Origin of the sequence: uncultured Gemmiger sp. (genome assembly GCF_934561205.1) — a bacterium.
GTDB lineage: Bacteria > Bacillota > Clostridia > Oscillospirales > Ruminococcaceae > Gemmiger.
In genome coordinates, this window is sequence record NZ_CAKTFU010000019.1 from 1 (window position 1) to 13,789 (window position 13,789).

The 13,789-nt window shown below is 61.3% G+C and carries 15 protein-coding genes; 12 read left to right on the plus strand and 3 right to left on the minus strand.

Going from position 1 to position 13,789, the window contains the following annotated elements; genetic code table 11:
- From Q0I19_RS10345 to Q0I19_RS10365, 5 genes are all read left to right on the plus strand, one after another.
- On the plus strand, positions 1-261 hold a 261-nt coding region (locus Q0I19_RS10345), incomplete at its 5' end, for a hypothetical protein (protein WP_294760402.1).
- A gap of 18 nt (positions 262-279) precedes the next feature.
- Entirely contained in the window at positions 280-1,209 is a 930-nt protein-coding gene (locus tag Q0I19_RS10350; protein WP_294760400.1) for a dihydrodipicolinate synthase family protein, read from the plus strand.
- A 12-nt stretch (positions 1,210-1,221) separates the two neighbouring features.
- Entirely contained in the window at positions 1,222-1,671 is a 450-nt protein-coding gene (locus Q0I19_RS10355; protein ID WP_294760398.1) for a YhcH/YjgK/YiaL family protein, read from the plus strand.
- Positions 1,672-1,734: 63 nt separating this feature from the next.
- Entirely contained in the window at positions 1,735-2,436 is a 702-nt protein-coding gene (locus Q0I19_RS10360) for an N-acetylmannosamine-6-phosphate 2-epimerase (RefSeq protein ID WP_294760397.1), read from the plus strand.
- A 10-nt stretch (positions 2,437-2,446) separates the two neighbouring features.
- A complete protein-coding gene (locus Q0I19_RS10365; RefSeq protein ID WP_294760396.1) occupies positions 2,447-3,367 on the plus strand; it encodes an ROK family protein in 921 nt (306 codons plus the stop codon).
- Positions 3,368-3,430: 63 nt separating this feature from the next.
- On the opposite strand, the gene Q0I19_RS10370 is transcribed toward Q0I19_RS10365, so the two are convergent.
- Positions 3,431-4,387 carry an alpha/beta fold hydrolase gene (locus Q0I19_RS10370; RefSeq protein WP_294760395.1) on the minus strand — a complete coding sequence of 319 codons (957 nt, stop codon included), beginning with the start codon at positions 4,385-4,387 and terminating at the stop codon, positions 3,431-3,433.
- Between the two features lie 168 nt (positions 4,388-4,555).
- Here Q0I19_RS10370 and Q0I19_RS10375 point away from each other — a divergent pair, with 168 nt between their 5' ends.
- The 6 genes from Q0I19_RS10375 (at position 4,556) to rny (ending at position 11,321) form a co-directional block, all read left to right on the plus strand.
- On the plus strand, positions 4,556-6,007 hold the full coding sequence (locus Q0I19_RS10375; RefSeq protein WP_294760394.1) for a helix-turn-helix transcriptional regulator: 1,452 nt from the start codon (positions 4,556-4,558) through the stop codon (positions 6,005-6,007).
- A 562-nt stretch (positions 6,008-6,569) separates the two neighbouring features.
- Entirely contained in the window at positions 6,570-7,109 is a 540-nt protein-coding gene (locus Q0I19_RS10380) for an NUDIX hydrolase (protein WP_294760393.1), read from the plus strand.
- A complete protein-coding gene (locus Q0I19_RS10385) occupies positions 7,110-7,802 on the plus strand; it encodes a methyltransferase (protein WP_294760392.1) in 693 nt (230 codons plus the stop codon).
- Positions 7,803-7,808: 6 nt separating this feature from the next.
- A complete protein-coding gene (locus Q0I19_RS10390; RefSeq protein ID WP_294760391.1) occupies positions 7,809-8,603 on the plus strand; it encodes a hypothetical protein in 795 nt (264 codons plus the stop codon).
- Positions 8,600-9,457 (plus strand): hypothetical protein, encoded by an 858-nt coding sequence (locus Q0I19_RS10395; RefSeq protein ID WP_294760389.1) that lies wholly within the window; start codon positions 8,600-8,602, stop codon positions 9,455-9,457. The genes Q0I19_RS10390 and Q0I19_RS10395 overlap by 4 nt, the downstream gene beginning before the upstream one ends.
- Before the next feature lie 310 nt (positions 9,458-9,767).
- Positions 9,768-11,321 carry a ribonuclease Y gene (gene rny / locus Q0I19_RS10400; RefSeq protein ID WP_294760388.1) on the plus strand — a complete coding sequence of 518 codons (1,554 nt, stop codon included), beginning with the start codon at positions 9,768-9,770 and terminating at the stop codon, positions 11,319-11,321.
- A gap of 204 nt (positions 11,322-11,525) precedes the next feature.
- Here rny and Q0I19_RS10405 read toward each other — a convergent pair whose 3' ends face one another.
- Positions 11,526-12,383 (minus strand): N-acetylmuramoyl-L-alanine amidase, encoded by an 858-nt coding sequence (locus Q0I19_RS10405; RefSeq protein ID WP_294760387.1) that lies wholly within the window; start codon positions 12,381-12,383, stop codon positions 11,526-11,528.
- Positions 12,384-12,714: 331 nt separating this feature from the next.
- Between Q0I19_RS10405 and Q0I19_RS10410 the strand changes: the two genes are divergently transcribed.
- Positions 12,715-12,966: an AbrB/MazE/SpoVT family DNA-binding domain-containing protein gene (locus tag Q0I19_RS10410; RefSeq protein ID WP_294760386.1), complete on the plus strand. Its 252-nt coding sequence runs from the start codon at positions 12,715-12,717 to the stop codon at positions 12,964-12,966.
- Between the two features lie 61 nt (positions 12,967-13,027).
- Here Q0I19_RS10410 and Q0I19_RS10415 read toward each other — a convergent pair whose 3' ends face one another.
- Positions 13,028-13,729: a helix-turn-helix transcriptional regulator gene (locus tag Q0I19_RS10415; RefSeq protein WP_294760385.1), complete on the minus strand. Its 702-nt coding sequence runs from the start codon at positions 13,727-13,729 to the stop codon at positions 13,028-13,030.
- Positions 13,730-13,789: the final 60 nt, after the last annotated feature.

Here is a 13,789-nt window from a genome sequence, read left to right on the forward strand (position 1 = left end):
GCAAAAACTGTTACCTATGTCTCTTCTCTACCTGTTACCTATGTTACTACTCTATACACATTGCTCGCCCGTGCCCGCTTGCCTTGTAAGAAAACTGCCCCGGAAAACGCGATGCTGCGCCAAGTTGGCGGGCGACCGATGGTCGCCCCTACACATTCCCTGTCTATGGAATGTGATTTTTTGACACGCTGTGTCGGCGTATCCCCATACCCGCACCACCCCTTCACCATCAAAATTCAACGTAACACCAGCTATTTATGAACAGGAAGTGTTTTGTTTATGAAAGACATTACCAAGTACCGCGGCATTATCCCCGCATTTTATGCCTGCTATGCCCCTGACGGCTCCATCTCCATCGAGGGCGTCAAGGCACTGACCCGCCACCTGATCGCCAAGGGCGTCAAGGGCGTGTACGTCGGCGGCTCCTCCGGCGAGTGCATCTACCAGCATCCCGACGAGCGCAAGGCCGTGCTGGAAGCTGTCATGAGCGAGGCCAAGGGCAAAATCACCGTCATCGCCCACGTCGCCTGCAACAACACCGCCGACTCTGTCGAGTTGGCCGCCCACGCCGAAGCATGCGGCGTTGACGCCATCGCCGCCATCCCGCCGATTTACTTCCACCTGCCCAACCACGCCATCGCCGACTACTGGAACGCCATGAGCGCCGCCGCCCCCAACACCGAGTTCATCATCTACAACATTCCGCAGCTGGCCGGCACCGCGCTGACCATGCCCCTGCTGCAGGAGATGCTCAAGAACCCCAACGTTGTCGCGGTCAAGAACTCCTCCATGCCCACGCAGGACATCCAGCTGTTCAAGGACGCCGGCATTGCCGCCCGCGGCGAAGATGGCTTTGCCGTCTTTAACGGCCCCGACGAGCAGTTCGTCTCCGGCCGCGCCATGGGTGCCGACGGCGGCATCGGCGGCACCTACGCCGTTATGCCCGAACTGTTTATCCGCATGAACGAGCTGATCGAAAAGGGCGACCTGCCCGCAGCCCGCGCCATCCAGTACAAGGCCGACCGCATCATCTACAAAATGTGCGAGGCCAAGGGCAACCTGTACGCCGTGCAGAAGGAAATTCTGCGCCGCATGTACGGCCTGGAGCTGGGCGGCGTGCGCGCCCCGCTGCCGAACCTTGCCCCTGAGGACGAGGCCGTTGTCGCCGAGGCGCAGCGCATGATCGAGGCCGCCGTCGCGGAGCTGTAAAAGAGGTGCGGCATGATCGTCGATTCGTTTGATTATATCGCCCGCTACAAGGGGCTGCACCCCAACCTGGACACGGCCATCGACTGGCTGAACAGCCACACGCTGGACGCGCTGGAAAACGGCCGCATCATCATCGACGGGGACAAGGTCTTTGTCAATGTGATGGACGCCGACCTGCGCGACGCCGAGGGCGCGACCTTTGAGTACCACCGCCGCTACGCCGATTTGCAGATCGACCTTTGCGGCAGCGAGCACTGGGGCTGGGCGTCCGACGGCAGGGACGAAGGGACCTTCAACGCCGAGGGCGATGTCGGCTTTAAGTCCGGCCCGGAACACGCAGGCGGGGAACTGGGGCAGGGTAGGTTTGCCATCTTTTTCCCGGGTGAACTGCACAAGCCCAGCTGCAAAACCCCCGGCTGCGACCACCTGCGCAAGGCCGTGGTCAAAATTCTGATGAAATAAAGTAAAAAGCCTTCCCCCTTTTTTCGGGGGAGGCCTTTTGGCATGAAAAAGGAGTTGTCTTTTATGACGCACGAAGAAATTTTCAATAAAATTCAGGGCGGACTGATCGTCTCCTGCCAGGCGTTGGAGCATGAGCCGCTGTACACCAAGGAGGGCGGCATCATGCCGCTGATGGCCAAGGCCGCCGCCCAGTCCGGGGCGGTGGGCATCCGCGCCAACACCGTGCGCGACATCACCCAGATCAAGGCGGTTGTGGATCTGCCCGTCATCGGCATCATCAAAAAGGACTACCCCAACACGCCGATGTACATCACCGTCACGATGAAGGAAGTCGATGAACTGGTTGCCTGCGGCGTGGATATCCTGGCCGTGCAGGGCACGGGTGCGCTGCGCCCCGACGGGCAGACCAGCGCCGATTTTATTCGTTCTGTCAAAGAAAAATACCCCGACCAGCTTGTCATGGCCGACTGCGATAACCTTGAAAACGCCATGGCCTGCGCTGCCGCGGGTGCGGATTTCATCGGCACGACGATGCGCGGCTACACCCCCGAAACCAAGGGCATCGACGATGTGGACTTTGGCTTTATCGCCCAACTGGCGCGCGAGTGCCCCGCCAAAATCATTGCCGAGGGGCATATCCACACGCCGGAGCAGGCCGTGCAGGCGCTGTACGCGGGTGCGTTTGCGCTGGTCGTGGGCGGTGCCATCACCCGCCCGGCGGAGATCACCGCCCGCTTCACGGCGGCTATCAACAACCACAAATAAGGGGTTTGCCATGAGCAACATGTATTTAGGCGTGGACATCGGCGGCACGGCGGTCAAGCTGGGTCTCGTCGATGAAAACGGCACCGTGCTGCGCCGTGCCGAGCGCAGCGTCAGCTTTGACGGCTACAAAACGCCGATTTTGGACACTGTGCAGGCCGCCGTCCGCGAGTTTTTGGCGCAGGGTGCCCCTGCGCTTGCGGGCATCGGTGTGTCCGCCACAGGGCAGATCGACAGCCGCCGCGGCGTGGTCGCGGGGACCTGCGGCAACTTCCCCGGCTGGATCGGTGTGGATATAAAAGGAACGCTGGAACGCGAGTTTGACCTGCCTGTCACCGTCGCCAACGATGCCAACTGTATGCTGCTGGGCGAGGTATGGGCAGGTGCCGCCAAGGGCTATACCGATGTCATCGGCGTTACGCTGGGCACGGGCGTGGGCGGCGGCATCCTGACAGGCGGCCGCCTGCTGGAGGGTGCACGCGGTCTTGGCGGCGAGCTGGGACATTTCCGCCTGCATGCGCTGGACGGTGTGGTCTGCACCTGCGGTGCCATCGGCTGTTATGAGCGCTACGCCGCCACCACGGCGCTGGTGCGCGGGGCCAAAAGCGCGGGGCTGGACCTGCCCGACGGCCGCGCCATCTTTGAGGCTGTCGCCGCAGGCGATGCCCGCGCCGCTGCCGTGCTGGAGCGTTGGATCGATGAAATCGCCCAGGGCTTGGCGGGGCTGGTGCATATCTTTAACCCGCAGCTGATTTTGATCGGCGGCGGCGTCAGCGCGCAGCAAACGCTGCTGATCGACCCGCTGGCGGAAAAAGTGCGCGGCAGCGTAATGCCTGCTTTTGCCCAAGGGTTGGAAATCAAGGCCGCCGCCCTGCAGAACGACGCAGGGCTGGTGGGCGCGGTGTATTATTTTCTGCAAAATGCACCGCAGTGAACAATTTGCCCAATTAAACAGAGCAGTGCCCCCGCAAAACGCGGGGGCACTGCTCTGTTTCGGTTACTGTTCCAGACATTCCTCAAAAAATTTGGTGGTCACGGCGGTGTATTTTTCGGTGTCGCGGTAATAGCACACGGCGTGGGCGGCACCGGGTATGGTCAGCAGTTGCTTGCGGGAGGCACAGGCGTCAAAATTTTTGCGGCTCATCTCGCAGGGCACAAAGCCGTCCTCCTCGCCGTGGACAAACAAAATCGGCACGGTGGCCTTGCTTACGGCGGCGGTGCAGTCAATGTTGTTCGGCTCAAAACGGCCGTACAGCCGCGCACCCAGGCGTCCCACCGCGTAGGCTGCGCCAACGGGCGCGTGGGGCAGGTAGTCGGGCAGACATTTGCGGGTGATCTCCTCGGCGCTGGTGTAGCCGCAGTCGGCCACAATGCCCCTGACCGAGCTTGGCAGCGGCAGCCCGCTTGCCAGCATCACGGTGGCGGCACCCATCGAAACGCCCATCAAAAACAGCGGGGTGTCCTGGCCAAAGCGGTCGGCGGCCCAGTTGGCCCAGCTTTGCGCGTCGTACTGCTCTTTGGCACCCATGGTAATGGTATGCCCGCCGCTGCGGCCGTGGGCGCGCTGGTCGGGCAGCAGCACGTTGTAGCCCAGCTTGCGGCACAAAATGTACCCGCCCAGGCCGTCGCGCTGGGCGTAGCCGGTGTAGCCATGGAAGATCAGCACCACGGGCGCGCCGTCCTTGTGGTGGTAGTAGCGGCCAAACAGATCCACGCCGTCCTTGGCGGTGATGTGCACCTCCTCATAGGGGGCGTTGTCCAGAATGGCGGCATCGGCCTCCATGGCATCGCGGTAGGGCAGACGGGACTTCATCTCGGCGGGGGCGGGGACCTTCGGGTCGGGCTTGTGGTAAAAGCTGATGCGGTACATGCCGTAGGCGGCGCCCAGCAGGGCGGTCCCGGCGGCGGCAGCCGCGGCGGCAACGGCAGCGGCAACAGCGCGGTGAGGTTTCATGGGGGGAATCCTCCTTGCAAATTTTCTTGCTTTCAGTATAGCAAAAAATGCGCTGTTTCGCAATGTACAATGCGGCGGCTTTGTCATAAAGTCTTGCGAAAATCGGCAAAACCGTGTATGATAAAGTATCATACTATTGTATACTTTTCAGAAAAGGAAGCCCATGCTATGCAGGACATTACCGCTGAACTGGAAAAACTTATCGGAGGCTACCAAGGCCAAATGACAACGCTGGCGCGGGCGGCGGGGGTCGACCGCTCGACGCTGTACAAGTTTGCCAAGGGCGAGCGTGTGCCCAACGGCGAGCAGCTGTATCGGCTGGTGCACGCGCTGAACCTGCCGCCGGAGCGCACAGCCAACCTGATCTTGCGCGGCAACGCCCTGCGCGGCAGCAGCGAGCCGGTCATGCGCAGTGAGATCGAACTGCTGATGAACACACTGTTTGCCATGCCGCATCAGCTGGAAAAGCTGCGCGCCATGCCGAAACGCCCGGAACCGACGGAACCGCTGCCGTTGTGCGGGTTTGTGTACGGCGCCGTCGAGACCGAAAGAATGGCGCGGCGGCTGACGATGGAATATCTGTGCGGGGACGACGTGCGCCCTGTACTGGTGTCGCCCGTATGTAAGGCTCCGCTGCTGAACGGCGCACTGAAAAGTCTGGCGCAGTGGCGCGGAAAACCCCACAGCGTGCGCCAGCTTTTGCGGCTGGCAAGTCCGGGCGAATCGGTGGCGGGGGACGCGGGCAATATCCGCGCCGTGACCCGCGCCATACCGTTTTTGTTCATCGACAATGTCAACTACGAGGCGCGCTCAATGGCAGGCCCCGCCGTCGAAAAGCTGCCCGGCGCGTTGACAGACGCTTACCTGCTGTTCCCGCATGCGGCGCTGTTCTGCGCGGAAAACAGCGCGGCCCTTGTCACAGAACCTGCCGTTGTGGAGGGCTTCCGCGAGGTATACGAAAAACAATACCGCGATGCCGTGCCGTTTTTGCAGCCCACCGAGTGGGGCCGCTATTTTGCCGAGGCCGCCGAGCTGTACGACGGGTTCTTTCAGCGGGATAGTGGTGCCATACTGGTGCGCTGGCGGCCGCCGCTGGCCCTGTTTTTGGACGACGCCATGTGCGAGCAGATACAGCTTACCCCCGAAATGGACAGCGACGGTGTGCGCAGCATGGTGCTGGAGTATATCCGCAAATGGAAAAACCGCCGCATGAACGTGATTTTCATCGAGGCGGGCTTGCTGGATTTTGTACACAGCGGGCGCATCGGCGGCCTGCCGGACGATTTGTACCTGCCGCTGGCACCGCAGCTGCGCCGCAATCTGCTGCTGCGTCTGCGCGCCGCCGTCGAAAAAGAGGAACCGATGGTCTGCCTGGCTGACCCCGAACAGCAGCCGATGGTGTCGGGTATCCATGTGGTGATTTTGGAAAGCGGCGGCGTGGTGTTTTGCCAGACGGCCGCAGGGGCGGCCAACGAACCCTGCCGCCGCGAATATCTGGTACAGCAGCCGCTGCTGACCCGCAGCATGGCAGAGTACCTGCGTTGGCTGCAAACCGACGGCCGCCTGCGCAGCAAAAAATATACTTTGGACTTTATTGATTCCTGCCTGCAAATGCTGTAATATGGAAGGGGAAAGGGGCTATGTTCTCTCTTTTGGCAGCAAAAGAGAGAACCAGAGAAAACTGCCGCTACTTCCGAGGCGCGGGGCACGGCCAGGGGAACCAGTCCCCCTGGACCCCCAAATAGGTGGGTCGCGGACGGGCGGGTCTAAAAAATCGTCAAGACACATTTTTTAACGCCCCGCCCACCCGCTCCCGTCTTACGGCTCCGCCGAAAAATTCACCACCCGGTAGGGGCGGGGCATGCCCCGCCCGCGACAAAACGGCAACGTGAACATTATGGTTTGGTTTGTAGGGGCGGCATATATGCCGCCCGTTGCAGCCACACCGACAAATCAACCTAACGGGTAAACCGCCGCGGGCGAGCAATGCTCGCCCCTACAACGAAAGGGATAATTGCAATAAATTTCAGGTTCCCCGGCGGGGTGAGTCACCCCGCCCTACATCGTACGGTATAAAAATGTGTCCGCGCGGCGGACACTCCATATTTATTATTTCTTATTTATTATTTGTAATTTATTATCTATTATCTTTTATCTATTATCTAAAAAAGGAAGGATCCCTATGCCTCACACCGAAACCACCCTCTCCAGCGAGGAGATCTTCAACGGCCGCGTCATCCGCGTCACCTACGACAAGGTCCTGCTGGAAAACGGCAACACCAGCACCCGCGAGGTCGTGCATCACCACGGCGGCGCCTGCATCCTGCCCGTGGACGAAAACGAAAACATAACGATGGTGCGCCAATATCGCTACGCCCTGGGCGAGGAAATGTGGGAACTGCCCGCCGGCAAGCTCGAAAAGGACGAGGACCCCTTTGAGGCCGCCAAGCGCGAACTGGCCGAGGAATGCGGCCTGACCGCCGACCGCTTTGTGGATTTGGGCGTCGTTTACCCCACCGTCGGCTACGACAGCGAAAAAATCTATCTCTGGGCCGCCACGGGGCTGCACAACGTCAACCAGCATTTGGACGAGGACGAGTTTCTGGACGTTGTCAAAATGCCGCTGGACGAGGCCCTGCGCCTTGTCATGGACGGCACCATCAAGGACAGCAAGACCCAGATCGGCATCCTGAAATACGCGATGCTGCGCGATAAAAAGTAAATGACGACGGAAATCTTAACCAACGGTACCAAGGTATACACCGCGCCCGGCGCGCAGTTCGGCACCGATGCGCTGCTGCTGGCGCGCTTTGCCGTACCCAAAAATAAAGACCGCGCGCTGGAACTTTGCAGCGGCTGTGGCATCGTCGCGCTGGAATGGCACGACCAGGGCTACCGCGGCCCCTGCACGGCGGTGGAGATCATGCCCGAAGCCAGCGCCCTGTGCGCCGAGGCAGTGCGGGACAACGATGCTGCGCACATTACGCCGCTTTGCGCCGACCTGCGCACCCTGTTTTTGCAGGGGGCAGAGCGTGGTCGGTACGATTTTGCGGCCTGCAACCCGCCGTATTTTGCGGCAGGCCCGCGCAGCCCCGACCCGCTGCGCGCCGCCGCCCGCCATACCGACAGCTGCACCACCGCCGACCTGGCCGCCTGTGCCGCGCGTGCCCTGCGTGACGGCGGCAAGCTGGTGCTTTGCCAGCGTCCCGACAGCCTGGCAGACATATTTTGCGCGCTGCGCGCCGTCGGGCTGGAACCCAAACGGCTGGCCTTTGCCCGCAAAACGGCGCAGGACGCGCCGTGGCTTTTTTTGACCGAAGCGCAAAAAGGGCGCAAGCCCGGCCTGCGCATAGAACCCGACCTGCTCACCGGCAACGGAGCCGTGCGGTACGGGGCAAATCATCAACAGGAGTAATACATCATGGCTTTTTTCAACTTCAATTTTGACAAACCCGGCCCCGGCGTGCCCGAAAACGCCCCCCGCAAAAAAGGTCTGCCCCGCTTTTGGGAGATGTTCACCCGCGACGGCACGGCGTTCTGGCGTGCCGGTATGCTGGCGCTGCTGGGCGCTGTGCCCTACATCGCGGGCGTCTGGTTCGCCGTGGTGACCCACGCCGTGCTGCCGCTGCTGCTGGCGGGTGTTGTGGGCGGTGCCGTTATGGCGCCCCAGCTTGTGGGGCTGAACGATACCATCCTGCGCAGCCTGCGCGACGAGCCGGGCTACTGGTGGGCAACTTACTGCCGCGCCTGGAAACGCAACGCCAAGGCGTCGCTGCTGCCGGGTGTGGTGTTCGGTCTGCTGCTGGGGACGGAAATCTTCTCGCTGTTCCACACGGACTGGGCGCAGAACCCCGTGCTGATCGCCGTCATGTTCGTGGGGGTGTTTCTGCTGCTGGGTCTGGCGCTGCTGACCTTCACCCAGATCGCCCTGCTGGAAATGAGCTTTGCGGGCATTTTGCGCAACGCCCTGCTGCTGCTTTTGGGTTACCTGCCCCGCGCCGCGCTGGCCGTGCTGTGGCTGCTGCTGTACGCGGCGGCCATTGGGCTGTTTTTCCCGCTGTCGGTCCCGGCGGTGCTGTTGTTCAACCTGTGGCTGCCGCTGCAGGCCGCGCTGCAGGCTGTCTATCCGGGGCTGGAAAAGAGCTTTGACCTCGAAAAGAAAATCAAGGCCATCCGCGATGCAAGCCTGAACGACACGGACGGTGCCGACCGATGAAAACGCCGAACCTGCAACTGCTTTGGCAAAAGCTGGCTGCCCGCCGTGAGCCGCAGCCGGCTTTGCTGCTGCGCGCCCGCCCCGCGTATGAGGGCACCGACCCCATGCCCGCCATGGGTCTGCCCGCCTTTACCGTCTGCGCGCAGGGGCAGGACGCCCCCTGGTATGCGCCGCAGCTGATCTGCCGCGACGATGCGCACTGGCTGCTGGCGGGGGACGAGCAGGGCCGCGCCTGCCTGGCCGCGCTGGAAAACGGCGTCCGCGGGCCGTGGCAGTACCTGCCCTTGGGCGGCGCTTACGCCTACCCGCTGGTGTTTGACTGGAACCAAGACTGCTTTTTGCTGGCCGCCGACGAGAACGGCTGGCAGCTTTTCTGGAGCCCGGAATTTCCCACCCGATGGGACCCTGTGGCGCACTTTGACCTGCCGGCGGGGCTGCTGGCACCCGTGGCCGTGCCCGGCCGCGAGAGCACGGGCATCCTGTTTTCCGAGCCGGACGAAAAGCACCCCGAACAGACCCGTGTGCATCTGTATGAGCTGACGCGGGACGAGGCAGACCCCCAAAAATTTCTGCTGCAGCCCGACGAGGGCTTCGCCTTTACCCACCGAGCCTTTTTGCCCGCCCACCTGAACGCGGGGCCGGTGTTTGCCATGGACGGCCGCCCCGTGCGCGCCTGCGCCCAGGGGGAATACCTGCAGTTCTATCTGGCCGACGGCGACGTTTTGCAGCCGCTGTGCGCCGCCACGCCCCACAATGTGCAGGCAGAACTGCCGGCGGGGCAAAAGACGGAATCCATCCACGCCTACGCCCGCGACGAGCGGTATGAGTGCCTGGCTGTCATGTTGACGCGCTGAACGCGCTGATTTTTTGTGGAATACGACAAACTATCTCCTTGACATATGCCCCAAAAAAAGTTACAATTACTTTAGGAAATAAGAACCCGCCGCACCCTGTGTGCAGCGGGGCTTAACAAGGGTGTCGCCCAACGGGAACGCCGCTTTTTACGATATGAGTGTTTCACGCTTTTATGCGTGTTTATGTACTTTTTTAGCACGGTAAGGGGCATAGTGTACCTTGCCCCGTGCTGTGCTGTGCCAAAATATCATAACAAAAAGCGTCCCGCTGCGCAGTGCCCTCCGAACTTGATAAGGAGTGAAACTGACTATGCATCCGATTTTAGTTGTGGTGCTGGTCCTTGTTGCCGCTGCTGTCACCGGGGCGATTTGTTTTTACCTCGGCGGCGAAAACCGTAAACGCACCGCGGAGGCTAAGCTCGGCTCTGCCGAAGAAGAAGCCAAGCGCATCGTCAACGATGCCATCAAATCCGCCGAGCAAAAGCGCAAGGAAACCATCATCGAAGCCAAAGACGAGGCTTTCCGCCTGAAAGCCGAGGCCGACAAGGAAATCAAAGACCGCCGCGCCGAAGTCTCCCGCCAGGAGCGCCGCATGGATCAAAAGGAGGAGGCGCTGGACAAGCGCACCGCCGCCATGGAGCGCAAGGAGGAGGACCTCAAGCGCCGCACCGAGACCGTGGAGGCCCGCCTGGACGAGCTGGAGCAGCTGAAGATGCGCCAGACCGAAAAGCTGGAAACCATCGCCGCCATGTCTAAAGAGGACGCCCGCGCCGTGCTGCTCAAGCAGGTGGACGACGAGCTGACCCACGAAAAGGCGATGAAGATCAGCGCCTACCAGGCCAACATGAAGGACGAGTGCGACCAGATCGCCCGCGATCTGGTGGGCCAGGCGATTGCCCGCTGCGCCGCCGACGCCACCGGCGAGGCGACCGTCAGCGTGGTGCCGCTGCCCAATGATGAGATGAAGGGCCGCATCATCGGCCGCGAGGGCCGCAATATCCGTGCGCTGGAAACCGCCACGGGCTGCGACCTGATCATTGACGACACGCCCGAAGCCATCACCCTGTCCAGCTTTGACCAGACCCGCCGCGAGGTGGCGCGTATGGCGCTGGAACGCCTGATCGCCGATGGCCGCATCCACCCCGCCCGCATCGAGGAAACGGTGGAAAAATGCCGCCGCGAGCTGGAGATCCAGATGAAGCGCGAGGGCGACAAGGCCGTCATGGACTTGGGTGTCCACAGCCTGCACCCCGATCTGGTCAAGCTGATCGGCCGCCTGAAGTACCGCACCAGCTTTGGCCAGAACGTGCTGAGCCACTCCATCGAGGTGGCGTGGCTGGCCGGGCTGATGGCCGGCGAGCTGGGCGTCAACGTGCAGCTGGCACGCCGCGCCGGTCTGCTGCATGATATCGGCAAGGCACTCGACCACGAGATCGAGGGCAGCCACGTCCAGATCGGCGTCGATATCTGCAAGAAGTACCGCGAGAACCCGCAGGTCATCCACGCCATCGAGGCGCACCACGGTGATGTCGAACCGAAAACCACGCTGGCGTTCATCATCATGGCTGCCGACGCGATCTCCGCCGCCCGCCCCGGTGCCCGCCGCGAAAACATGGAAAGCTACATCAAGCGCCTGGAAACGCTGGAGGCACTGTGCAACGGCTTTGAGGGCGTCGAAAGCTCCTACGCCGTGCAGGCCGGCCGCGAGGTGCGCATTTTGGTGCAGCCCGACAAGGTCGGTGACGATCAGGTCATTCTGCTGGCCCGCAGCGTCGCCAAGAAGATCGAGAACGAGCTGGATTACCCCGGCCAGATCAAGGTCAGTGTCATCCGCGAAAGCCGCGCCACCGAATACGCAAAATAAACACCAAAGGACGTTCCCCGCAAGGGGAACGTCCTTTTCAGTTCGTAGATAAGTAGATTTCCGGGATAATTGTAGGGATGGGTCTTGACCCATCCGCACATCTGGCCGCGCGCAGCGCATAAAATCGCGCCGAATGGCGCGCGGTTTTCTCGTTACTTCGTGTTTTTGGCGAGGCGGCACGGAACAGTCACTGCGCCCGCCGCCTTACCCTTCGCCAAAGAAATATTCCACGATGCTTGCGTAATACGCGTCGGCGGCGGCCGCACAGCCGCGCTCACCCGATAAAATCGCCATGTCCGCGGCACTGCTGATAAACCCCTCCTCGCACAAAACGGCGGGGCAGCCCGCGGCCTCCACCACCGTGTAGGTGGGCCAGCCGCTATGTACGGTGTCGTCGCTGATATCGGCAAAAATGCGGTTGTCGTCCTCGTCAAAATACATGTACCGCACACCGTCGGTGCTGCCGCGCAAACTTAGCCCCAGCGCGCTGAAATTGGCTGCCGCCAGCTGGGCAAAGCGCACACTCTCGGCGTTGGTTGCCAGGTGCGGCGGCGCGGCGTAGCACTCAAACCCCGACGCGGCGGAAGTGTCGTAGTTCAGATGGATGGACACCAGCAGCTGTGCGCCGCCCTCCTTGGCCAGCGCGGCCCGCTGTGACGGTTTCAGGTAGTCGGTGCCGTCGGCGGTCAGCAGCGGGCGAAACCGCCCGTCAGCCTCCAGCTTGGCGGCCAAAAGCTGCGCCGTCTGCAAAGTCACGTCACACTCACGCAGGCCGCAGCCCTCGGCACCGTAATCCTCGCTGCCGATGTTGGGGTTTATGCCGCCGTGGCCGGGGTCAACGGCCACCACAATGCGGTCGTCCTCAGGCTCGGACACGGCGTCGCCGGGCTTGGCTGCCGGGGCGGCTTGTTGGGGCGCTGGGGCTGTGTCGTGAAGCAAAACGGCGGCGGCCAGCGCCAGCAGCGGCAGAACAGGCAAAAACCACGGCCAGATGCGCCGCCGCCGTTTTTTGCGGCGGTACACTTGGCGGCGGGGCGGGGCAGGGGTGTGCGGCGTAGGCATACAGATTCCTTCCTTTTTGTAAGATATAAGCAGTATAACGGAGCAATGTGTCGAAACTGTGTCGGAATTTTCCTGTTTACCCATAAAACGGGCGAAAACCCCAAAATGTTACAACTGGAAATAAAATCCTGCGCATATTTTGCGCCGAATTTTTGGCGCATCTTCAAAAAGAAACGCAGGAACGATAAACACACACCGAAAACGCGAAAAATGTCGAAAGTTTGACGTTTCCATATATTGACAATTCTGGTGGATTCCTGTATAATAATGACGAAATGAGAAGAGGAAACACACCCCTGCAAAAAACGAAGGAAAAAGGAAGGACTTACCTATGATCTCTACCGGAATTATTCGCAGCATCGATAATCTGGGCCGCATTGTGCTGCCCAAGGAGCTGCGCAGCAGCTACGGCATCACCCCCGAAACCCCGCTGGAAATCATGACCGAGGGGGAGATGATCCTGCTGCGCAAATACCAGCCCGCCGACGCCTGCATTTTCTGCAACGAAGTCAAGCCCGGCACGGTGATGCTGCACGGCAAGCGTATCTGCCCGACCTGCCGCCGCGAGTTGGAAAAGCTGTAAGCCCCGCACTTTGCGCGATACAAAAAACGGCCGCCCATGGGCGGTCGTTTTGCGTTGCAGGTCAGTTGCTCTCCCGCGTTAAGCCGCGCATGGCTTCCTCGGCGTTTTTCACCAGGTTCAGCAAGCTGGTGGCGTGGCGGGGGTAATCGGCGGTCAGGCGCTCGGTGCTCAGGCTCATGGTGGCGGGGTCGATGCTGTCGTGGTTGGCGTCCTCGCCCAGCAGCACGGCGTTCAGCTCGCCCTCGGTCAGGTGCATGGCGGCATCGGCGCTGCCCTGCCAGCGCGCAGGGCTGATGCGGAACATGCCCACGACATTGCGGCCGGAGGCATCGTACATCATGCGGAACATCTTGTACACGGCCAGCATCAGGTAGCGGCTCACGCAGGTGATCAGCTGCTTGTCCTTGCTTTCCTGCAGTTTATCGTACAAAATATCCAGCGAGTTTTCAATCAGCTTTTTGTACATCGTGGGCAGTACGCTGCCGCGGTACACGCTGCCTGTGGTGGGGGTGTTGGCCTCGGGCAGATCCTCGACCTGGATGGTCTGGCCGCTGCGCTCGGCACTGCGGCCCAGCAGATAGTCGCAGCTTACATTATAATAGTCCGCCACCTGCACCACAAAGGCCAGGCTGCACTCGCGGATGCCTTTTTCGTAATGGGAAAGCTGCGCCTGGCTGATGCCCAGATCCTGTGCCGCCTGTTTCTGGGTGATTCCGCGTTCTTTGCGCAGCATGGTAAGAATACGGTTGAACTCAATGGCCATAAGTGTTCCTCTTCTGCAGCCGCGCCGCAATGCCGGCTGCTCAACGTTTCTACATGATGT

Excerpts from the sequence above, each read along its gene's own strand:
- Q0I19_RS10405 (WP_294760387.1), bottom strand. The coding sequence starts at position 12,383 with ATGCCTACGCCGCACACCCCTGCCCCGCCCCGCCGCCAAGTGTACCGC.
- Q0I19_RS10415 (WP_294760385.1), bottom strand. The coding sequence starts at position 13,729 with ATGGCCATTGAGTTCAACCGTATTCTTACCATGCTGCGCAAAGAACGC.
- Q0I19_RS10355 (WP_294760398.1), top strand. The coding sequence starts at position 1,222 with ATGATCGTCGATTCGTTTGATTATATCGCCCGCTACAAGGGGCTGCAC.
- Q0I19_RS10385 (WP_294760392.1), top strand. The coding sequence starts at position 7,110 with ATGACGACGGAAATCTTAACCAACGGTACCAAGGTATACACCGCGCCC.
- Q0I19_RS10370 (WP_294760395.1), bottom strand. The coding sequence starts at position 4,387 with ATGAAACCTCACCGCGCTGTTGCCGCTGCCGTTGCCGCCGCGGCTGCC.
- Q0I19_RS10365 (WP_294760396.1), top strand. The coding sequence starts at position 2,447 with ATGAGCAACATGTATTTAGGCGTGGACATCGGCGGCACGGCGGTCAAG.
- Q0I19_RS10360 (WP_294760397.1), top strand. The coding sequence starts at position 1,735 with ATGACGCACGAAGAAATTTTCAATAAAATTCAGGGCGGACTGATCGTC.
- rny (WP_294760388.1), top strand. The coding sequence starts at position 9,768 with ATGCATCCGATTTTAGTTGTGGTGCTGGTCCTTGTTGCCGCTGCTGTC.
- Q0I19_RS10395 (WP_294760389.1), top strand. The coding sequence starts at position 8,600 with ATGAAAACGCCGAACCTGCAACTGCTTTGGCAAAAGCTGGCTGCCCGC.
- Q0I19_RS10375 (WP_294760394.1), top strand. The coding sequence starts at position 4,556 with ATGCAGGACATTACCGCTGAACTGGAAAAACTTATCGGAGGCTACCAA.
- Q0I19_RS10350 (WP_294760400.1), top strand. The coding sequence starts at position 280 with ATGAAAGACATTACCAAGTACCGCGGCATTATCCCCGCATTTTATGCC.
- Q0I19_RS10390 (WP_294760391.1), top strand. The coding sequence starts at position 7,809 with ATGGCTTTTTTCAACTTCAATTTTGACAAACCCGGCCCCGGCGTGCCC.
- Q0I19_RS10380 (WP_294760393.1), top strand. The coding sequence starts at position 6,570 with ATGCCTCACACCGAAACCACCCTCTCCAGCGAGGAGATCTTCAACGGC.
- Q0I19_RS10410 (WP_294760386.1), top strand. The coding sequence starts at position 12,715 with ATGATCTCTACCGGAATTATTCGCAGCATCGATAATCTGGGCCGCATT.